This window comes from Methylophilus flavus (genome assembly GCF_042678905.1).
GTDB classification, from domain to species: Bacteria; Pseudomonadota; Gammaproteobacteria; order Burkholderiales; family Methylophilaceae; genus Methylophilus; species Methylophilus flavus.
This window is the reverse complement of record NZ_JBHTLN010000001.1, coordinates 346,140-361,447: the sequence shown is the minus strand read 5'-3', so window position 1 is coordinate 361,447 and position 15,308 is coordinate 346,140. Positions and strand designations below refer to the sequence as shown.

Annotated in this window: 13 protein-coding genes and 1 tRNA gene; 5 read left to right on the top strand and 9 right to left on the bottom strand. The window is 49.7% G+C overall.

Translation table 11 applies throughout. The annotated features are described in order from the left end of the window. Positions 1–111: 111 nt before the first annotated feature. The 5 genes from clpX to ACFQ2T_RS01675 all read right to left on the bottom strand — a co-directional run bounded on the left by clpX (position 112) and on the right by ACFQ2T_RS01675 (position 4,282). On the bottom strand, positions 112–1,401 hold the full coding sequence (clpX, locus tag ACFQ2T_RS01695; RefSeq protein WP_379029622.1) for an ATP-dependent Clp protease ATP-binding subunit ClpX: 1,290 nt from the start codon (positions 1,399–1,401) through the stop codon (positions 112–114). Positions 1,402–1,433: 32 nt separating this feature from the next. Next, positions 1,434–2,078 carry an ATP-dependent Clp endopeptidase proteolytic subunit ClpP gene (clpP, locus tag ACFQ2T_RS01690; protein WP_379029619.1) on the bottom strand — a complete coding sequence of 215 codons (645 nt, stop codon included), beginning with the start codon at positions 2,076–2,078 and terminating at the stop codon, positions 1,434–1,436. A 3-nt stretch (positions 2,079–2,081) separates the two neighbouring features. Continuing rightward, positions 2,082–3,389 (bottom strand): trigger factor, encoded by a 1,308-nt coding sequence (gene tig, locus ACFQ2T_RS01685; protein WP_379029616.1) that lies wholly within the window; start codon positions 3,387–3,389, stop codon positions 2,082–2,084. Between the two features lie 275 nt (positions 3,390–3,664). After that, a complete protein-coding gene (locus ACFQ2T_RS01680) occupies positions 3,665–4,045 on the bottom strand; it encodes a RidA family protein (protein ID WP_379029613.1) in 381 nt (126 codons plus the stop codon). A 152-nt stretch (positions 4,046–4,197) separates the two neighbouring features. Beyond that, positions 4,198–4,282 (bottom strand) — tRNA-Leu (locus ACFQ2T_RS01675). A 154-nt stretch (positions 4,283–4,436) separates the two neighbouring features. Between ACFQ2T_RS01675 and ACFQ2T_RS01670 the strand changes: the two genes are divergently transcribed. The 4 genes from ACFQ2T_RS01670 (at position 4,437) to ACFQ2T_RS01655 (ending at position 10,406) form a co-directional block, all read left to right on the top strand. Further along, the gene (locus ACFQ2T_RS01670) at positions 4,437–4,673 is read left to right on the top strand and encodes a hypothetical protein (protein WP_055825094.1); all 237 of its coding nucleotides are present in this window, start codon (positions 4,437–4,439) and stop codon (positions 4,671–4,673) included. A 61-nt stretch (positions 4,674–4,734) separates the two neighbouring features. After that, on the top strand, positions 4,735–6,153 hold the full coding sequence (locus ACFQ2T_RS01665) for a TolC family protein (protein ID WP_379029610.1): 1,419 nt from the start codon (positions 4,735–4,737) through the stop codon (positions 6,151–6,153). Beyond that, a complete protein-coding gene (locus ACFQ2T_RS01660) occupies positions 6,150–7,214 on the top strand; it encodes a hypothetical protein (RefSeq protein ID WP_379029607.1) in 1,065 nt (354 codons plus the stop codon). The genes ACFQ2T_RS01665 and ACFQ2T_RS01660 overlap by 4 nt, the downstream gene beginning before the upstream one ends. Positions 7,215–7,250: 36 nt before the next feature. After that, positions 7,251–10,406, top strand: a complete 3,156-nt coding sequence (locus ACFQ2T_RS01655; RefSeq protein ID WP_379029604.1) for an efflux RND transporter permease subunit — start codon at positions 7,251–7,253, stop codon at positions 10,404–10,406. Here the strand turns inward: ACFQ2T_RS01655 and ACFQ2T_RS01650 are convergent. From ACFQ2T_RS01650 to ACFQ2T_RS01635, 4 genes are read right to left on the bottom strand one after another with little or no spacing between them, the layout of a single operon-like run. Next, complete coding sequence (locus ACFQ2T_RS01650; RefSeq protein ID WP_379029601.1) at positions 10,372–11,052, bottom strand: amino acid kinase family protein; 681 nt, start codon at positions 11,050–11,052, stop codon at positions 10,372–10,374. The two genes, ACFQ2T_RS01655 and ACFQ2T_RS01650, sit on opposite strands and share 35 nt — an antisense overlap. Beyond that, entirely contained in the window at positions 11,052–12,476 is a 1,425-nt protein-coding gene (gene pabB / locus ACFQ2T_RS01645; RefSeq protein ID WP_379029599.1) for an aminodeoxychorismate synthase component I, read from the bottom strand. Before pabB ends, ACFQ2T_RS01650 begins: the two co-directional genes overlap by 1 nt. Further along, positions 12,467–13,519, bottom strand: a complete 1,053-nt coding sequence (locus tag ACFQ2T_RS01640; RefSeq protein ID WP_379029597.1) for a hydantoinase/oxoprolinase family protein — start codon at positions 13,517–13,519, stop codon at positions 12,467–12,469. The genes pabB and ACFQ2T_RS01640 overlap by 10 nt, the downstream gene beginning before the upstream one ends. After that, complete coding sequence (locus ACFQ2T_RS01635) at positions 13,516–14,592, bottom strand: ATP-grasp domain-containing protein (protein WP_379029594.1); 1,077 nt, start codon at positions 14,590–14,592, stop codon at positions 13,516–13,518. Before ACFQ2T_RS01635 ends, ACFQ2T_RS01640 begins: the two co-directional genes overlap by 4 nt. Between ACFQ2T_RS01635 and ACFQ2T_RS01630 the strand changes: the two genes are divergently transcribed. Then, positions 14,587–15,291, top strand: a complete 705-nt coding sequence (locus ACFQ2T_RS01630; protein WP_379029591.1) for a HisA/HisF-related TIM barrel protein — start codon at positions 14,587–14,589, stop codon at positions 15,289–15,291. The genes ACFQ2T_RS01635 and ACFQ2T_RS01630 overlap by 6 nt on opposite strands. Positions 15,292–15,308: the final 17 nt, after the last annotated feature.

The window sequence follows — 15,308 nt, the reverse complement described above, 5'->3', positions numbered from 1 at the left end:
GCTTCTGCCTTTGCATTTAGATGGGAACGTACTTTGAAAATTCAAGAGAACAGACTCTCTTGTGACATAGATGGTATCTTGCAATAGCCCGGAGGCTATTGCAAGCATGATTTAACTCGCGTTTTCAACGCGTTTTTGAGCATCCTGGTAAATCAGGATAGGTTCAGAGATATGTTCAATCGCACCAGCATCCACAATGACTTTGGACAAATCTTTCATAGATGGCAGCTCATACATCAAATCAAGCAATGAATGCTCCAGGATAGAACGCAGGCCACGGGCACCGGTTTTTCTTTCCAGGGCTTTCTTGGCGATCAAAAGCAAGGCTGAATCTTCGAACTCCAACTCGACGCCTTCCATCTTGAACAATTTCATATATTGCTTGGTCAGCGCATTTCTTGGTTCGACCAGAATCGTCATCAAAGCCGCTTCATCCAGCGATTCGAGCGTCGCCACCACTGGCAAGCGACCGATAAATTCCGGAATCAGGCCAAATTTAATCAGATCTTCAGGCTCAACATCACGCAAAACTTCACCTACAGCGCGGATATCTTCCTTGCTTTTCACCTCTGCACCGAAACCGATACCGCCTTTTTCTGAGCGATGGCGAATGACTTTTTCCAAACCATCAAACGCACCACCGCAAATAAACAGAATGTTAGTGGTATCCAGCTGTACAAACTCCTGATTAGGATGTTTGCGGCCGCCTTGCGGAGGCACTGAAGCAATCGTGCCTTCAATCAGTTTCAGCAAGGCTTGCTGTACGCCCTCACCCGATACGTCACGTGTAATGGATGGGTTGTCTGATTTACGTGAAATCTTGTCAACTTCATCGATATAAACGATGCCGCGCTGTGCTTTTTCAACGTCATAATCACACTTTTGCAGCAATTTCTGCATGATGTTTTCCACGTCTTCACCCACATAACCAGCTTCGGTCAGTGTGGTCGCATCGGCCATCACAAACGGTACATCCAGCAAACGAGCCAGTGTTTGTGCCAGCAACGTTTTACCTGAACCCGTTGGACCTATCAGTAAAATATTACTTTTTTGTACTTCAACATCGTCTTTAGGTGCTTGGCTACCTTCAGAAAGCGGGTTGTAACCCAAACGCTTGTAGTGGTTGTACACCGCTACCGCCAGGTTCTTTTTCGCCCGCACCTGACCAATGACGTACTGATCAAGAATGGAACAAATTTCCTGCGGCGTAGGCAGTTTTTTATCTGCCGACTTGATCTCGTTCAGGCTCTGGATTTCTTCACGAATGATGTCATTACATAAATCAACGCATTCATCGCAAATAAATACGGACGGGCCTGCAATCAGCTTTTTGACTTCATGCTGACTCTTGCCACAAAACGAGCAATACAAAAGCTTTTCGCTATCTGACTTATTGGCCATATTTATTCCCTTGCTAGTCGCTTTTCGCTGAGTTAAACAGCGCGTGCGGCAATTACCTGATCAACCAAACCATATTCCTTGGCGGCATCAGCACTCATAAAGTTATCACGGTCTGTATCGTTAGCAATCTTGTCTATCGGTTGACCGGTGTGGTGCGACATGATGCCGTTCAACTTGTCTTTCAAATACAGAATCTCTTTGGCATGAATCGCGATATCAGACGCCTGGCCCTGGAAACCACCCAATGGCTGGTGAATCATCACACGTGAGTTAGGCAGGCAGAAACGTTTGCCTTTCGCACCTGCCGTGAGCAGGAATGCGCCCATACTCGCGGCCTGTCCGATACACAATGTGCTCACATCCGGCTTGATAAACTGCATGGTGTCATAAATCGACATCCCTGCTGTCACCGAGCCACCAGGTGAGTTGATATACAAAGAAATATCCTTGTCCGGATTTTCAGCTTCCAGAAATAGCAACTGTGCGACAACCAGGTTGGCTGTCATATCATTGACCGGGCCGATCAGGAAAATCACTCGCTCTTTAAGCAGGCGTGAGTAGATGTCATATGAACGCTCACCTCTACCACTTTGCTCAATGACCATTGGGATATACCCAAGGCCTTGCGGCTCCATTCTTTCTTGCATCATGCCTTCGCTCGCGTTCATATAATTCATGGTTTAAGCACCCATCATCAATTCATCAAATTTAATTTTCTTGTTAGTGACTTTGGCTTTTTCAAGTACCCAGGCCACTACATTTTCTTCCGTTGCCAATGCGGCCGGTTCATCCAGGCGTTTCACATCGGCATAGTACCAACTGACCAGCTCTGCCGGTTTCTCAAAACTCAGTGCAAAGGTATCTACCATGGCACGTACCTGGTCTGCATTCGCCTGCAAATCATTGCTGTTGACAACTTCAGTCAGGATCAGGCGTAATTTGGCGTTACGTTGTGCCTGCGCTTCAAACACTGAAGGATCCATAGGCACAGTTTGCGGATCTACACCGCGCTCACGCAGATTTTGCGCTGCCACTTGCATCAGGCGGTTGGTTTCAGCCGATACTATCGCTTTGGGCAGTTCAAAGGTGCTTTCGTTCACCAGTGCTTCAAACACGCTCTCTTTCAGGCGTGCCGTAATACGTTTGGCTACTTCCTGCTCCAGACTTTGCTTGATTTCAGACTTCATCGTGTCCAGGTTGCCATCTTCAACACCCAGGTTCTTGGCGAATTCTGCATCTACAGCCGGATATACTGGTTGTGAAACAGAGATGAATTTCACGGCATAAGTCACGGTTTTACCTGCCAATTGCGCAGGGTTGTGATCTGCAGGATAGGTGATATCAAAGGACTTTTCAGATCCGGTTTTACCACCGATCAATGCATCATCAAATTCAGCCACACGGCCTGGCTCTCCGATCACCAGGTCAATACCACGGTCGCCAGTGCTTTCAACCTGCTGACCATCGATAGAAGCAGTCAGTGTGATATTAATACGGTCCGCTTTTTTTGATGCACGCTTGACAGGCTCGTAGCTCACGCGTTGTTTCACCAGTACGTCCAATGTTTTTTCAACATCGGCATCAGTCACTTCCAGTGCAGGGCGTTCGATTTTCACTTTGCTCAAATCGCCAATAGCGACTTCAGGGAAAATCTCGAAAGTAGCGACATACTCCAGTTCTTCAGCGGCTTCCTTGAATGGAAGATGCTCAATATTAGGAAAACCTGCAACACGCAGCTTGTTTTGCTCAACAGCGTCACCAAAGCTGGTTTCCACCGCTTTGGAATAAATTTCGTCACGAACCTGATTACCATAGTGCTGGTTTACCAGTCCAACGGGCGCTTTGCCTGGACGGAAACCTGAAAATTTGGCGGTGCGCGAAATTTGTTGCAAACGTTGTCTGATTTGCCCTTCCAGCGGAGCTAAAGGGACTTTAATTGTCATGCGACGTTCCAAGTTGCTGACTGTTTCAACAGATACTGCTGCCATGCTGCACTTCCTGTAAAAATCGTTTGATAACGATGGGTTATGTGAATGGGCGCGCCATTGCACGCCTCAATGAATGTTTAGCATAACCTGACCATACTTTATAAGCTTTACAAAGTGATCAAATCATGAAAAAAGAGCATAAAAATATAACACAAGTCGCAATTGAAATAAACTTCAAAACAGCACTCGACCCGCAAGTGCGGTGCAAACTGGATATTGCCTGTTTAGAATGAATAAAACAATTTATTTGCTCGGGCTAACCAAGGTTTTGAGCCTTAAAGTTCGCCCAGTGCGACAATGGCTTCAATTTCAACCAGTACATCACGCGGCAATTTAGCCACTTGCACGGTGGAACGCGCCGGTGTGTGAGTGCCGAAAGCCTCCCCATACACCTGGTTCATTGCCACAAAGTCATCCAGGTTCTTCAAAAACACAGTGGTTTTAACCACTTGAAATAGATTGCCGCCAGCCGCTTCAATGATGGCTTGCAGATTGGCCAGCACCTGCTGGGTTTGCACAACCACATCACCGTCATTCAGACTGCCATCAGGCCGCAAAGCGATTTGTCCAGAGGTATACAGCATGTTACCGACAATCACGCCTTGCGCATAAGGGCCGATTGCTGCGGGTGCATTTGGGGTTTGTACTATTTTCATGATTGATTCCATCGTGTTAAGTCAATTCACCTTAATAAGGGCTTGCCCAAACAATAAAGGCCTCCTTGAAGGAAGCCTCATTGATCGTAAATACAGTTTAAATTTTGAATTTTAAAATTCGCACCATACATTTTTGTATGGCTTTAAATGTATGGTGCGAAAGGAGAGACTCGAACTCTCACGCCTCGCGGCGCTGGAACCTAAATCCAGTGCGTCTACCAATTCCGCCACTTTCGCATTTTCAGTGAAACATTGTTTCCGCATCACCAACTCCGCCATTATAGCGTAATCAGGCTGCGCTCACAATCTGCCTGACATCACATTGACAAGCCGGGCATTCAACTGCAAGATGCGCAATTGATTAACGTAAATAGTTAGTGTCAGGACAGATATGCATTCAGCCGAAGAAAACATGCTCAGAGCAGAACTTGAGCTTTTAATGAGAGAACGCGAAGTATTGCTTAAAATTGCGGGTGTTGCGGCAGGACTTATCGCGGAGCTGAATTCCGCCGACCTCCCGATTCGAACCGTTGAAGCTGCCGATTTACTGGCGACCAGCATTAACCAGTTACCAGAAGACCTGTTGCAAGATGCGTTGGATGCAGTCAACGCGACTATTGTTGAATAACACCTGGCGTTGATTCAACTTATCAAAGTTCAGCGCATCGCCCTTCAGTACTGTTGACCCTATGCGCTACCTTGCCTGCATTTGCCCGCTAGTACTTGCTGCCTGTGGCATTGCCTACCAGGCAAAACCAATTCAGCAGCAGCAAAATATCGAGAGCATACAACAGGCGACGCCAACGCAAGAAGGCTTCAGGCAGTTTGTAAACAATCAATATCCTCAAACTTCCTGGCCCATTACAGCCTGGGATATCGATAGGCTGACGCTCTCCGCCCTGTACTTTCACCCTACCCTCACAGTCGCCAAGTCAGATTACGCGGTCGCCCTGGCAGGCATAACCAGTGCAGGCCTGCGCCCGCTGGTAGGCCTCAACGGCCAACTTTCTCACAGCAACCAGGCAAATGGCGATATCAGTCCATGGGCTTATGGCTTGCAGGTGGATATTCCGATCATCACTGCCAACAAGCGCCAGATCAATATCGATATTGCCCAATACCAGGCAGATATTGCCAAAATACTCGTTTCGGAAACCGCCTGGATGCTCAGGCAGCAACTGAGCCTGGACCTTATCCTCCTGGCGGAACAGCAGGCACTGCATGGCAGCCTGTCAAAACTGCAGAAATCCCAAGCCAGCCTGCTCAGTGCTTACCAGAAAAGGCTGGATATCGGTGTCGCCGGCAAATCTGATTTGCTGCCGATACGTTTGCAGCATGATCAATCGGCCTGGCAGTTACAGCAATTAACGCTGCAAATCAGGCAGACAGAACAAAAAATCATGCACGATGCCGGGCTGACTGACCAGAACAATGCCTCCCTGAACATTGCGCCTGTCAATATATCGCAGATACTCAAAGCCAGGTTCGACCAGCCACAAGCCTACCATGATGCCAGGACCATACAGCATTATGCACTGACTAACCGCATGGATATCCAGCGCGGCCTCGCGCAATATGCCAAGGCCGAGTCGCAGTTAAGGCTGGAGATGGCAAAACGCTATCCTGATTTGTCGCTAAGCCCGGGGATTTTGTATGAATACGGTGACAGGATATGGGCGCTGGGCATAGGTGGCATGCTGAATCTGCTGAATAAATCATCAGACCTTTGGGCACATGCAGAGCAAGTGCGTCAAAATGAAGCAACTCGCTTTTATGCCTTGCAGCATCATATTATTCAATTATCCGAGCAAAGCTATTTAAAATATCGCGATGCCGCCAACCTGCTGATCACCATGACGCAAGAATATGCACAGCAATCCCAGCGCAAGCAGCAGCTTGAAAGCCAATGGCACCAGGGTTTGATTGATAAAACAGAATATTTGCAGGCAGAAATCCAGTTTTACGCAGCGCAACAACGCCTGGTGATCCAGCAGGCAAACGTTTTGCGCGCATTACAGGAAATAGAAAACGTGATGCAGAAACCATTATTGCTGTCACAACAAACGGCAACATTTGCCATTCAACCACAAGAGGTGCCAGTGAAATGAATAAAAAAGCACTCTGGATTATCGGGGCTCAGATTTCATTAATCATTGTCCTGGTCTGGGTCGTGGTGCTGGTCGGCCGCGATGAATATGAAACCATGCAGGATGATAACGAGGAAGAAATCGAGGGGCCGGTACATGTGGTGGATCAAAACGGCCTGCAAGTAGTGCAACTGAACCTGGCAACCCAGCAGAACAGCGGCATCAGCGTGCAAGCTCTGCAAGCCTATGATTACCATGGCAATATCAAGGTACTCGGTTCTGTGGTGTCTATCCAGACACTGGTGGATTACAACAGCCAGTATCAAGCGCTTAAAACCCAGCTGGCAGTCGCAGAGAGCATACTGCCTAATCATCAGCTACAGTATCAACGCTACAAACAGTTGAATGAAGATGACAAAAACGTTTCTGATAAAGCGGTACAGGAAGCCCAGACACTGGTCATTAATGACCAGACACAAATCAAATCCACCCAGGCACAACTAAAAGCATTGTCAGATACTATCGTTGCGCAATGGGGTAAGCCATTGGCCGCCTTGATCACACAAAACCCCTCATCAGGCCCCCTGCATGATTTAATTACGCAGAAGAAAGTACTGGTTCAGGCAAGCTTTCCGCTGAATTTTAAAGAGCCGGAAGTAAACTCCACTATTTTTATTTCCCCGATCCAGGATGAAGTGAAACCGATTCGCGCCGACTATGTGTCTCAATCCATACAGACTGATATCAGCAATATCGGTAAAACCTATTTCTATAGCGCGCCCGCTGATTTCCTGCGTGTAGGCATGCGTGTCAATGTGGTGCCTGCGCAATCCTCATCCGCCATGCTCAAAGGCGTGATTGTGCCGAACCAGGCGATTGTCTGGCATGGCGGCATGGCCTGGATTTATGTCAAAACAAAACAGGATACTTTTCTGCGTAAACCGGTAGCTTCTGATGTCGAGCTGGATAATGGCTGGTTTGATAGCAACCTGCGCGCAGGTACTGAAGTCGTCATCCATGGTGCGCAACTGTTACTCTCGGAAGAGTTTAAATTCCAGATTAAAAATGAGAATGACGACTAAGCCGCGCTTGCCAAGCGTTCAGAAAGCGCCCCGGCCATGATGTCGGCACTGGTCAGATTCGCGATTCGTTTTTACGGTGTCATTATCGGGCTGGCACTACTTGTACTGGTCTATGGCAGCTACAGCCTGACACAAAGCGACTTGAACGTCTTCCCCGAGTTCGCGCCGACCCAGATCGTCATTCAGACGGAGTCCCCCGGGCTATCAGCCAGCCTGGTGGAGAAACTGGTCACCCAGCCAATTGAAAACATTATCGCTGGTGCCATCGGTATTAAAAGCCTGCGTTCTCAATCCATTCCCGGTCTGTCTGTCATCACGGTTATTTTCCAGGATAAATCTGATATTTACCGCAACCGGCAAATTGTTGCCGAGCACCTGAATATGCTGGGCAACCAGTTACCACCTGGCATTATCCCGAACATTACGCCACTCACCTCCTCTGCCAGCACAGTGCTGGGCTTGGGTGTCACCTCAGACAAACTGACATTGATGCAACTGCGTACCCTGGTTGACTGGCATCTGACGCCGCATTTAATGGCGATTCCTGGTGTGGCGGATATCAACGTTTTCGGCGGAGAAGTCCGCCAGTTCCAGATAAAAATTGATCCGCGCAAATTGATGCTGTATCAATTGAATATTCAGGATGTAGTGGCTGCCGCCAGCCGCGGCACTGGCGTACGCGGCGCCGGTTATATTCAGAATGATAACCAGCGCATCATCCTGAATAGCCAGGGCCAGACCACCACGCCGCAGCAATTAGGCAGTATCACGCTGATCCGCAAGCTGGGTCGAACCATACGCATACGCGATGTGGCTGAAGTAGCGGAAGGTGCGGCGCCCTCTATCAGTGCGGCTGCAATCAATGGCAAGCCCGCAGTTTACCTTTCCGTGCAAGGTCAACTGGGCGCTAACACCTATGCCCTGACCAAACTGCTGGAAAAGAAACTGGCCGATATTAAACCCAGCCTGACCAGCCAAAAAGTCACTTTACATGAAGGGCTGTTCCGCCCTGCCAACTTTATTGAAACTGCGATTAGCAGCCTGCGTTCCGACATCCTGATTGGCTCGATACTGGTCATCGCCGTATTGTTTGTGTTTTTGTTTAATGTGCGCACGGCCGTGATTTCAGCGACGGCCATCCCACTGTCGCTCTTATCGGCCATTGTGGTATTGCACCAGTATGGCGTGGGGCTCAATATCATGGTGCTGGGCGGACTCGCCATCGCATTAGGCGAGGTGGTGGATGATGCCATTATCGATACCGAGAATATTTTCCGGCGCTTGCGTGAAAACCGGCAGCTGGCGCAGCCGCTGCCTGTCCCGCAAGTAGTGTTCCACGCGTCTATGGAAGTACGCGGTTCTGTTTTTTACGCCACCATCATTGTCGCCCTGGTATTTTTACCCTTGATCACTCTGTCAGGTGTTGCCGGTAAACTATTTGCGCCGCTCGCCTACGCATATATTTCAGCCATTCTGGCGTCCTTGGTAGTCGCGCTGACACTGACACCAGCGCTCTGCTACGCCCTGCTTGGCAAAGCGCGCCTGGATAACGAGGAATCCCCTTTACTACGCTGGCTGAAACAGAGATATGTGAAGGTGCTGCACCATATTGAACATCGTTATCAACTGATCCTGGTCACCAGCTTTGTCTGTATTGCGCTTGGCCTCGTACTGTTGCCGTTATTCAGGAGCCAGTTTATTCCGGTGCTGCACGAGGGCCATTACATACTGCATATGACGACTGTGCCGGGCACTTCTGAAGTGCAGTCTTTAAAACTGGGCAACCAGGTAACCAAAGTGCTGCTGGAGATTCCTGGCGTAAAAAGCGTGGCGCAATGGGTAGGCCGCGCGCCCAATGCTGCAGATACGTTTGGCACCCACTACAGCGAGTTTGAAGTAGAAACCGGCACGGTGTCCGGGGCCGAACAGGAACGCATTTATCGCAGCATACGCGAAGAGCTGGCCGGTGAATCTGAAGATGATGATCACGATGGCAAAGTGGAGTTAGGGTTTATCGGGGCAAACTTTGCCATCAACACCTTTTTGAGCGAACGTATAGAAGAAACTATTTCCGGCTATGCCGCTGGCCTGGTGGTCAATATTTTTGGCCATGACCTGGACGCGCTGGATAGGGATGCACAAAAAGTCGCTAACATTCTCGGAAACATCCGCGGCGTCAGGGATGTCATGGTGCAATCCCCGCCGGAAACGCCGGAAATCGCCATCCGGCTCAAGCAGGAAAAACTTTCGTTGTGGGGGCTACAGCCTGTGGATGTGCTGGATACTATCAAAGCCAGCTATGAAGGTGTGCCTGTCAACCATGTGTTTATGGGCAATCGTTCCATAGGCGTCAGCGTATTGCTCAACGATGGCAACCGCGACGATATTGCAGATATGCGCAATATCCCTATTTTCAACCCGGAAGGCCAGATGCTGAAACTGTCTGATGTGGCCTACATCGCGCAGGAGGGTGGCCGTTCCAAGATATTGCACTCTGGGGCAAAACGCATTCAGACCATTACCGCGAATATAGGCGGCCGGGATCAGACACTGGTCATGAGTGACATCCAGAAAGCACTACGGCAGAAACTCACATTACATAGCGGAAACTACATGGAATTTTCCGGTGAAGCCGAGGCCAATGCTGAATCCCGACGCGATTTGATCATCCACTCACTGGTGGCCATCGCGGCGATTTTCCTCATGCTATATATCGCTTTTGGCAGCTTGCGTAACCTGTTATTGACCTTTGCCAACCTGCCCTTTGCGCTGATAGGTGGCGTGGTCGCTACCTTCTTTGCTGGCGGATGGATATCGGTAGGCACGCTGGTAGGCTTTGTGACGCTGTTTGGCATTACTTTGCGTAACTCCATCATGATGGTGTCGCATTTCCAGCATCTGGTGGATAAGGAAGGTTGCGAATGGAACCTGGAGACTTGCATACGCGGCGCTTCTGAACGCCTGCCATCTGTGCTGATGACTGCGCTGGTCACCGCGCTTGGCTTGCTACCACTAGCCATAGGCAGTGGCGAGCCCGGCCGCGAAATTGAAGGCCCCATGGCGACCATTATCGTCGGCGGATTGATTTCCTCCACCATTCTCAACTTATTGATCTTGCCGACCATCATGCTGCATTTTGGCCGGTTTGAAAAAAGTGCTACGTTTGAGCTGGGTGAATCAGGCGCCCGCTAAGTGTTTGCAAATTGAGGCCTTGTTCAAATAAATCCACATGGCTTTGATGCATCACCCAGGTTTGAAATGTCGCCTGCGGCAGAATATTCGATAATCCTGCATCTACGATGCCTTTAGCCTGTAAATCTGCCAACCCCAGGCTGGGGGTTAATTCTAGCAACATGTCATCCGATTTAATCAGTAACAAATGGCTGGCTTCGAGCTGACAGGCCAGCCAGGCGGCCAGGCTGTCAGAAGTGGTTTCCCAGTTTTCCTCCAGCGCCGTATCCGCCCATAACTCAGGGTTCAACGCCATTTCACTGGGTAACCAGACCAGTCCGCGGTGCTGCCAGCCGCGCTCGGCTATTTCCAGTGGATTACGTACCAGGGTAAGTTCAGGCACCATGGCGACCAGGCTGCGCGCCATTTGGTCCATGGCATAAATGGCGAGTGCATGTGCGTGCCCATCCGTGATATGCCCATCCGGTAAACGTCCGCGTAGCTGCTGGAACTCACGCACGGCATCGGCATACACTCCGCCTCCGGGCACGATAATCACTTTGCCATCACCCCAGCGGACAACCAGTTGCAGCCATTTGAGCAGGCTGCCATGGTGCGTCACGCTACCTCCCAGCTTGATCACCCACATGGTATTTTCCCCGGACATTAAGATGGTGCTTTGAATTGTGCAACCAGTTTTAAAAACTGGGAAGCTTTATCTAGGGTTTCCTGATATTCCCTGTCACAATCTGAATCGGCGACCACCCCGCCACCGGCATAAAAAGTCATGGTCTGGTTGCAAATGACTGCAGTGCGGATAGCGATATTGGTATCCATACTGCCATCAAAGCCAATGTATCCTATGCTGCCACAATATATGCCGCGCCGATGCGGTTCCAGTTCTTCAATAATCTCCATCGCACGCAGTTTGGGTGCACCTGTGATGGAACCACCAGGGAAACAGCCGCGTAACAAATCCAGGGCATGATAGCCGTTTGCCAGCACGCCGCGCACGATACTCACCAGGTGATGCACATTTGTGAACCGTTGCAAGCGGAACAAAGCATCGACCTTGACGGAGCCGATTTCACAGACCTTACCAATATCATTGCGTAACAGATCAACAATCATCAGGTTCTCGGCCCTGTCCTTGATGCTGCTTGCCAGTGCCTCGGCCTCTTGCCTATCCAGTTCTGCATCAGAATGCCTGGGGCGCGTACCTTTAATCGGGCGCGTTTCTACTTTATTTTCAGTCACTTGCAGAAACCGTTCCGGTGACATTGAAAGTACTTCAAAAGGCAAACCCTGACCATCATCCACCTGTAAATAAGCCATAAATGGAGCTTTGCTCAGCTGCCTGAACCTGTCATAGGCTTGCCAGGCATCGCCACTCACCTTCACCGCCAGTCGCTGGGCCAGGTTGATCTGGTAACAATCCCCAGCACGAATGTAGTTTTTTACTTTCAGGAATGCCTGCGCGTAACAGGATTTATCCATATTATGAGCAATATCACCATATACGGTGAATGGCTGCACATCCGGATTGTCTCGTTTTTCCATCAACTGTTGATGCAACCCTTGCAAGGCTGCCGGTTCGATAAAACGTGTGTGTGATACCAGTTGACAGCGCCGCAAATGATGGTCGGCGACAATGGCCCAATCATAAATTCCCACCAGTAACTCCGGCAGAGGCATATCCTGCGCGGCCAGTTCTGGCATGGGTTCAATACTGCGCCCCAAATCATAGGAAAAATAGCCCAACGCACCACCGGCAAAAGGCACGTCGGTTTCACGCGCTACCTTATGCGGCTGTAACCAGCGTTTGATGACAGCAAAAGGATCTTCTTCATCCCGCTCAACAGTATGGGCATGTACTTCAGTATAGGGCCGGCGATGAATAATTCTGGCGACCGGATCAGCAACCACGATATCAAACCTGGCCCCCAGGCCCACCTCTTCATCAACTGAAGATTGCTTTTCCACAGTATCCACACGGCCGCTCTCTAGTAGCATAGGCCATGGCAAGTGCCTGACCTGTGTCAGCCAATAGGCACCATCCGCATAAGGTAGATCCAGTTGTATCAATGCCATGCTTGCCATAACCTCGCCACGGCATAGGCAGGAAAACATACTTGTGCGTGGTCTTTTAATGTGGAATTGTCAGCCGGCATCCATGTCGTAGCCGGTGTGTAAGTCAGGTTCAGGCGTCGCGCAATGTCTGGCAGCAAAAAACTGCCCGCGCCCAACCCTGTTAACCCTTGTGGTTGCAGATCGGTCACTTGAATGCAGGATTGAATGGCATGCAACAGCCGGGAGATTTGCTGTTGTTTAAACGCCTGCGCTAAGGAATGCCAATCGCCGGTTTCAGCATCTTCCAGATCATGGCCCACCATGCGCGCCAAACGGCGCATACTCGCAGTCGCAGAACGGTCATTGCCATCGGCGGTATCGGCCAAATCATAATCAGGGTGCAATTCGGCCAGCACCCGGTAGACATCGGCAGTCGTCGCAAAGTATTCTGCGGCGATGTGACGAGCTTGCTGGTGCCACTCAATATAGGGACCAAATGCCATCAAAGGGGTGCGTACCACCCCAGCATAAAACAGGCCATGACTGGCCATGCGCTCAGCATCGGTCCAGCCATTAGGAATGACCTGTTTCGCATGACAGACGGTGATATCGCTGGTCGTGCTGCCAATATCGACGATAAGCATGGTTGAAAAATCACTGGTTTCGGCCAGACATTGTGCTGAGGCATGCCAGTTCATGGAAGCAACAGATGACTCTATACCATAAACGTGTTGTGTGAACGAGGCAGGCTGGTTAACACCTGCCATGTAAAACATGGCATCCGGCAATAGTTTTTTTACCATCTCTGCGATTTCGCGCACGCCCTGCGCCCGATTTTCAAATAAATCGACCAATTCACCGGTCATGGTGACAGCGTGCGAGCATGCATCAGGTGTTAATAACCATGATTGCAGTATCGTTTGCACACTTACCTCGAGCAGATCCAGTCCCTTCCATAAAGCACATGCCTGTTGCGATACTTGCACAATGCGCCCTTCAGCATTCAACCTGATCGCTTTCACATGCGCCCCGCCGATATCCCAGCCAATGACAGACTTGCTCATAAACTAAGACTTTCAGTAACCGCGGATCCCGCCGATGGTAAGGCTAAAGATACTGATGAAGCAGCCTCCAGCAAAGTTAAGCGGTTATTTAATACCGCATCCAAAACCAGCCTGGCTGGATTCTCTGATAACACTTTGGATAATCCTGTATATGAGGTGGTCAGTCGGGGATTAATTTCAACCAGGGTAAGAATATTATCTTCGGTGAGTATCAAGTCGGCACCCCAATAACCGGTCAGTCCGGGAATCGCATGCTGAATCTTTTCCGCCATGGCCTGCATCAGCGGTAAATACTGGGCCGCCTGATTCACCCCTGCGCCTCGAAAATGAAACTGGCCATCTGCCACTTTTACCCATTGTTCATGCCCGGCAATGACTTTTACCTGCTGATTGGTTGCAATCACGGACATACTTAATGGGAGGCCAGGCAGATAAGGCTGCAATAATAATTTCGTATAAGGTACAACAGGGTTTATTTTAATTTTATGATTAAATTCAATCAGTTCAATATCACTTTTAAAGTGATAGGTAAATTCACACCCTGCCCCATCATCAGGTTTTACTACCCAACCTGCCAGTGAAAGTTCTTTCAGCTGAGATGGCAATGACATGGCTGCATGCAGATAACGATAGGCAATCGTAGCGATGCCTGCCTGAAAGCAAATATCGGCCATTAGTGATTTAGAGCTAGTTTGCCGGATGGCTTCTTCACTGCAGCCTATCCAGCGTTTGCCAGTTTCTCTAACCATCTGGCACATACGCTCAAGTATGCCGTCAGTTTCCGGCGCAATCACCCAGCAGGCATCAATATCTTCAGAGGCCAATTGTTTACGCCAAACGGCAAATACATCTTCGTGCGGCTCTATCTTTGTACTGACTGCACTTTCCGGCGCCATCACCCGCGCATCATGGCTGGTGATACAATCCACAGCCAGTTGAGACAAGTCATGCAGCAAGGCATCGCGCATCAGCAGGCCTTCCTGCAGCAGGCTGGCAGGCAAGTCAGCAGACGCCAGGCCACCGGCACTGACATATTCACAAACCCAGATTTTCAAACGAGATTTATTTTGCATATTATTCCCGTCATCGATTTGATGCATGGCCAGGTAGTGCAGGCCATACAAGGGCAACGCCAGTCTTACCGTGCGATACAATCGCAATTAACGGCAAGCCACGCCCTGCTCGATGTGGTGGGTGCTATTTTACAAGTTTATCCATTTAACTGTGTGTATATTGCCGATTTAAATGCCATTACCGGCGATACCACTTTAAGCAACCACCGCACCCACATTGCCGAGGCGATCCAGGCGTTTCCACACATTGAGTGGTGGGTCGATGCCGGGCTAAAGAGTGTGGAAGCGCTTAAGCCATGGCTGGACTCTGCAATCAGGCCCATCATCGCCAGTGAATCACTGCCAGACCTGCAAACCTACCTAGAGCTGCGTCATATGGCTACCGACAGCGTACTATCACTGGATTACTTCCAGGATGGCTTTCATGGCCCTGAAAGCCTGCAAACTGATCCCATGTACTGGTCGCAGCCAACCATCGTGATGAGCCTGCCCAAAGTAGGTGCCAATCAAGGCCCCGATATAAAAAAACTGCTTGCGATTAAACAACACACACAAACACCCTTATATGCTGCGGGCGGTGTCAGGGATATAGCCGATATTCAGGAACTTTCCAGCGCGGGAGCTGAAGGCGTGCTGATTGCCAGCGCACTACACCAGAAAAAAATCATGGCCGCGGACTTACACGGCTTTGCCCAATAAAAAACCGGCCATGCAGC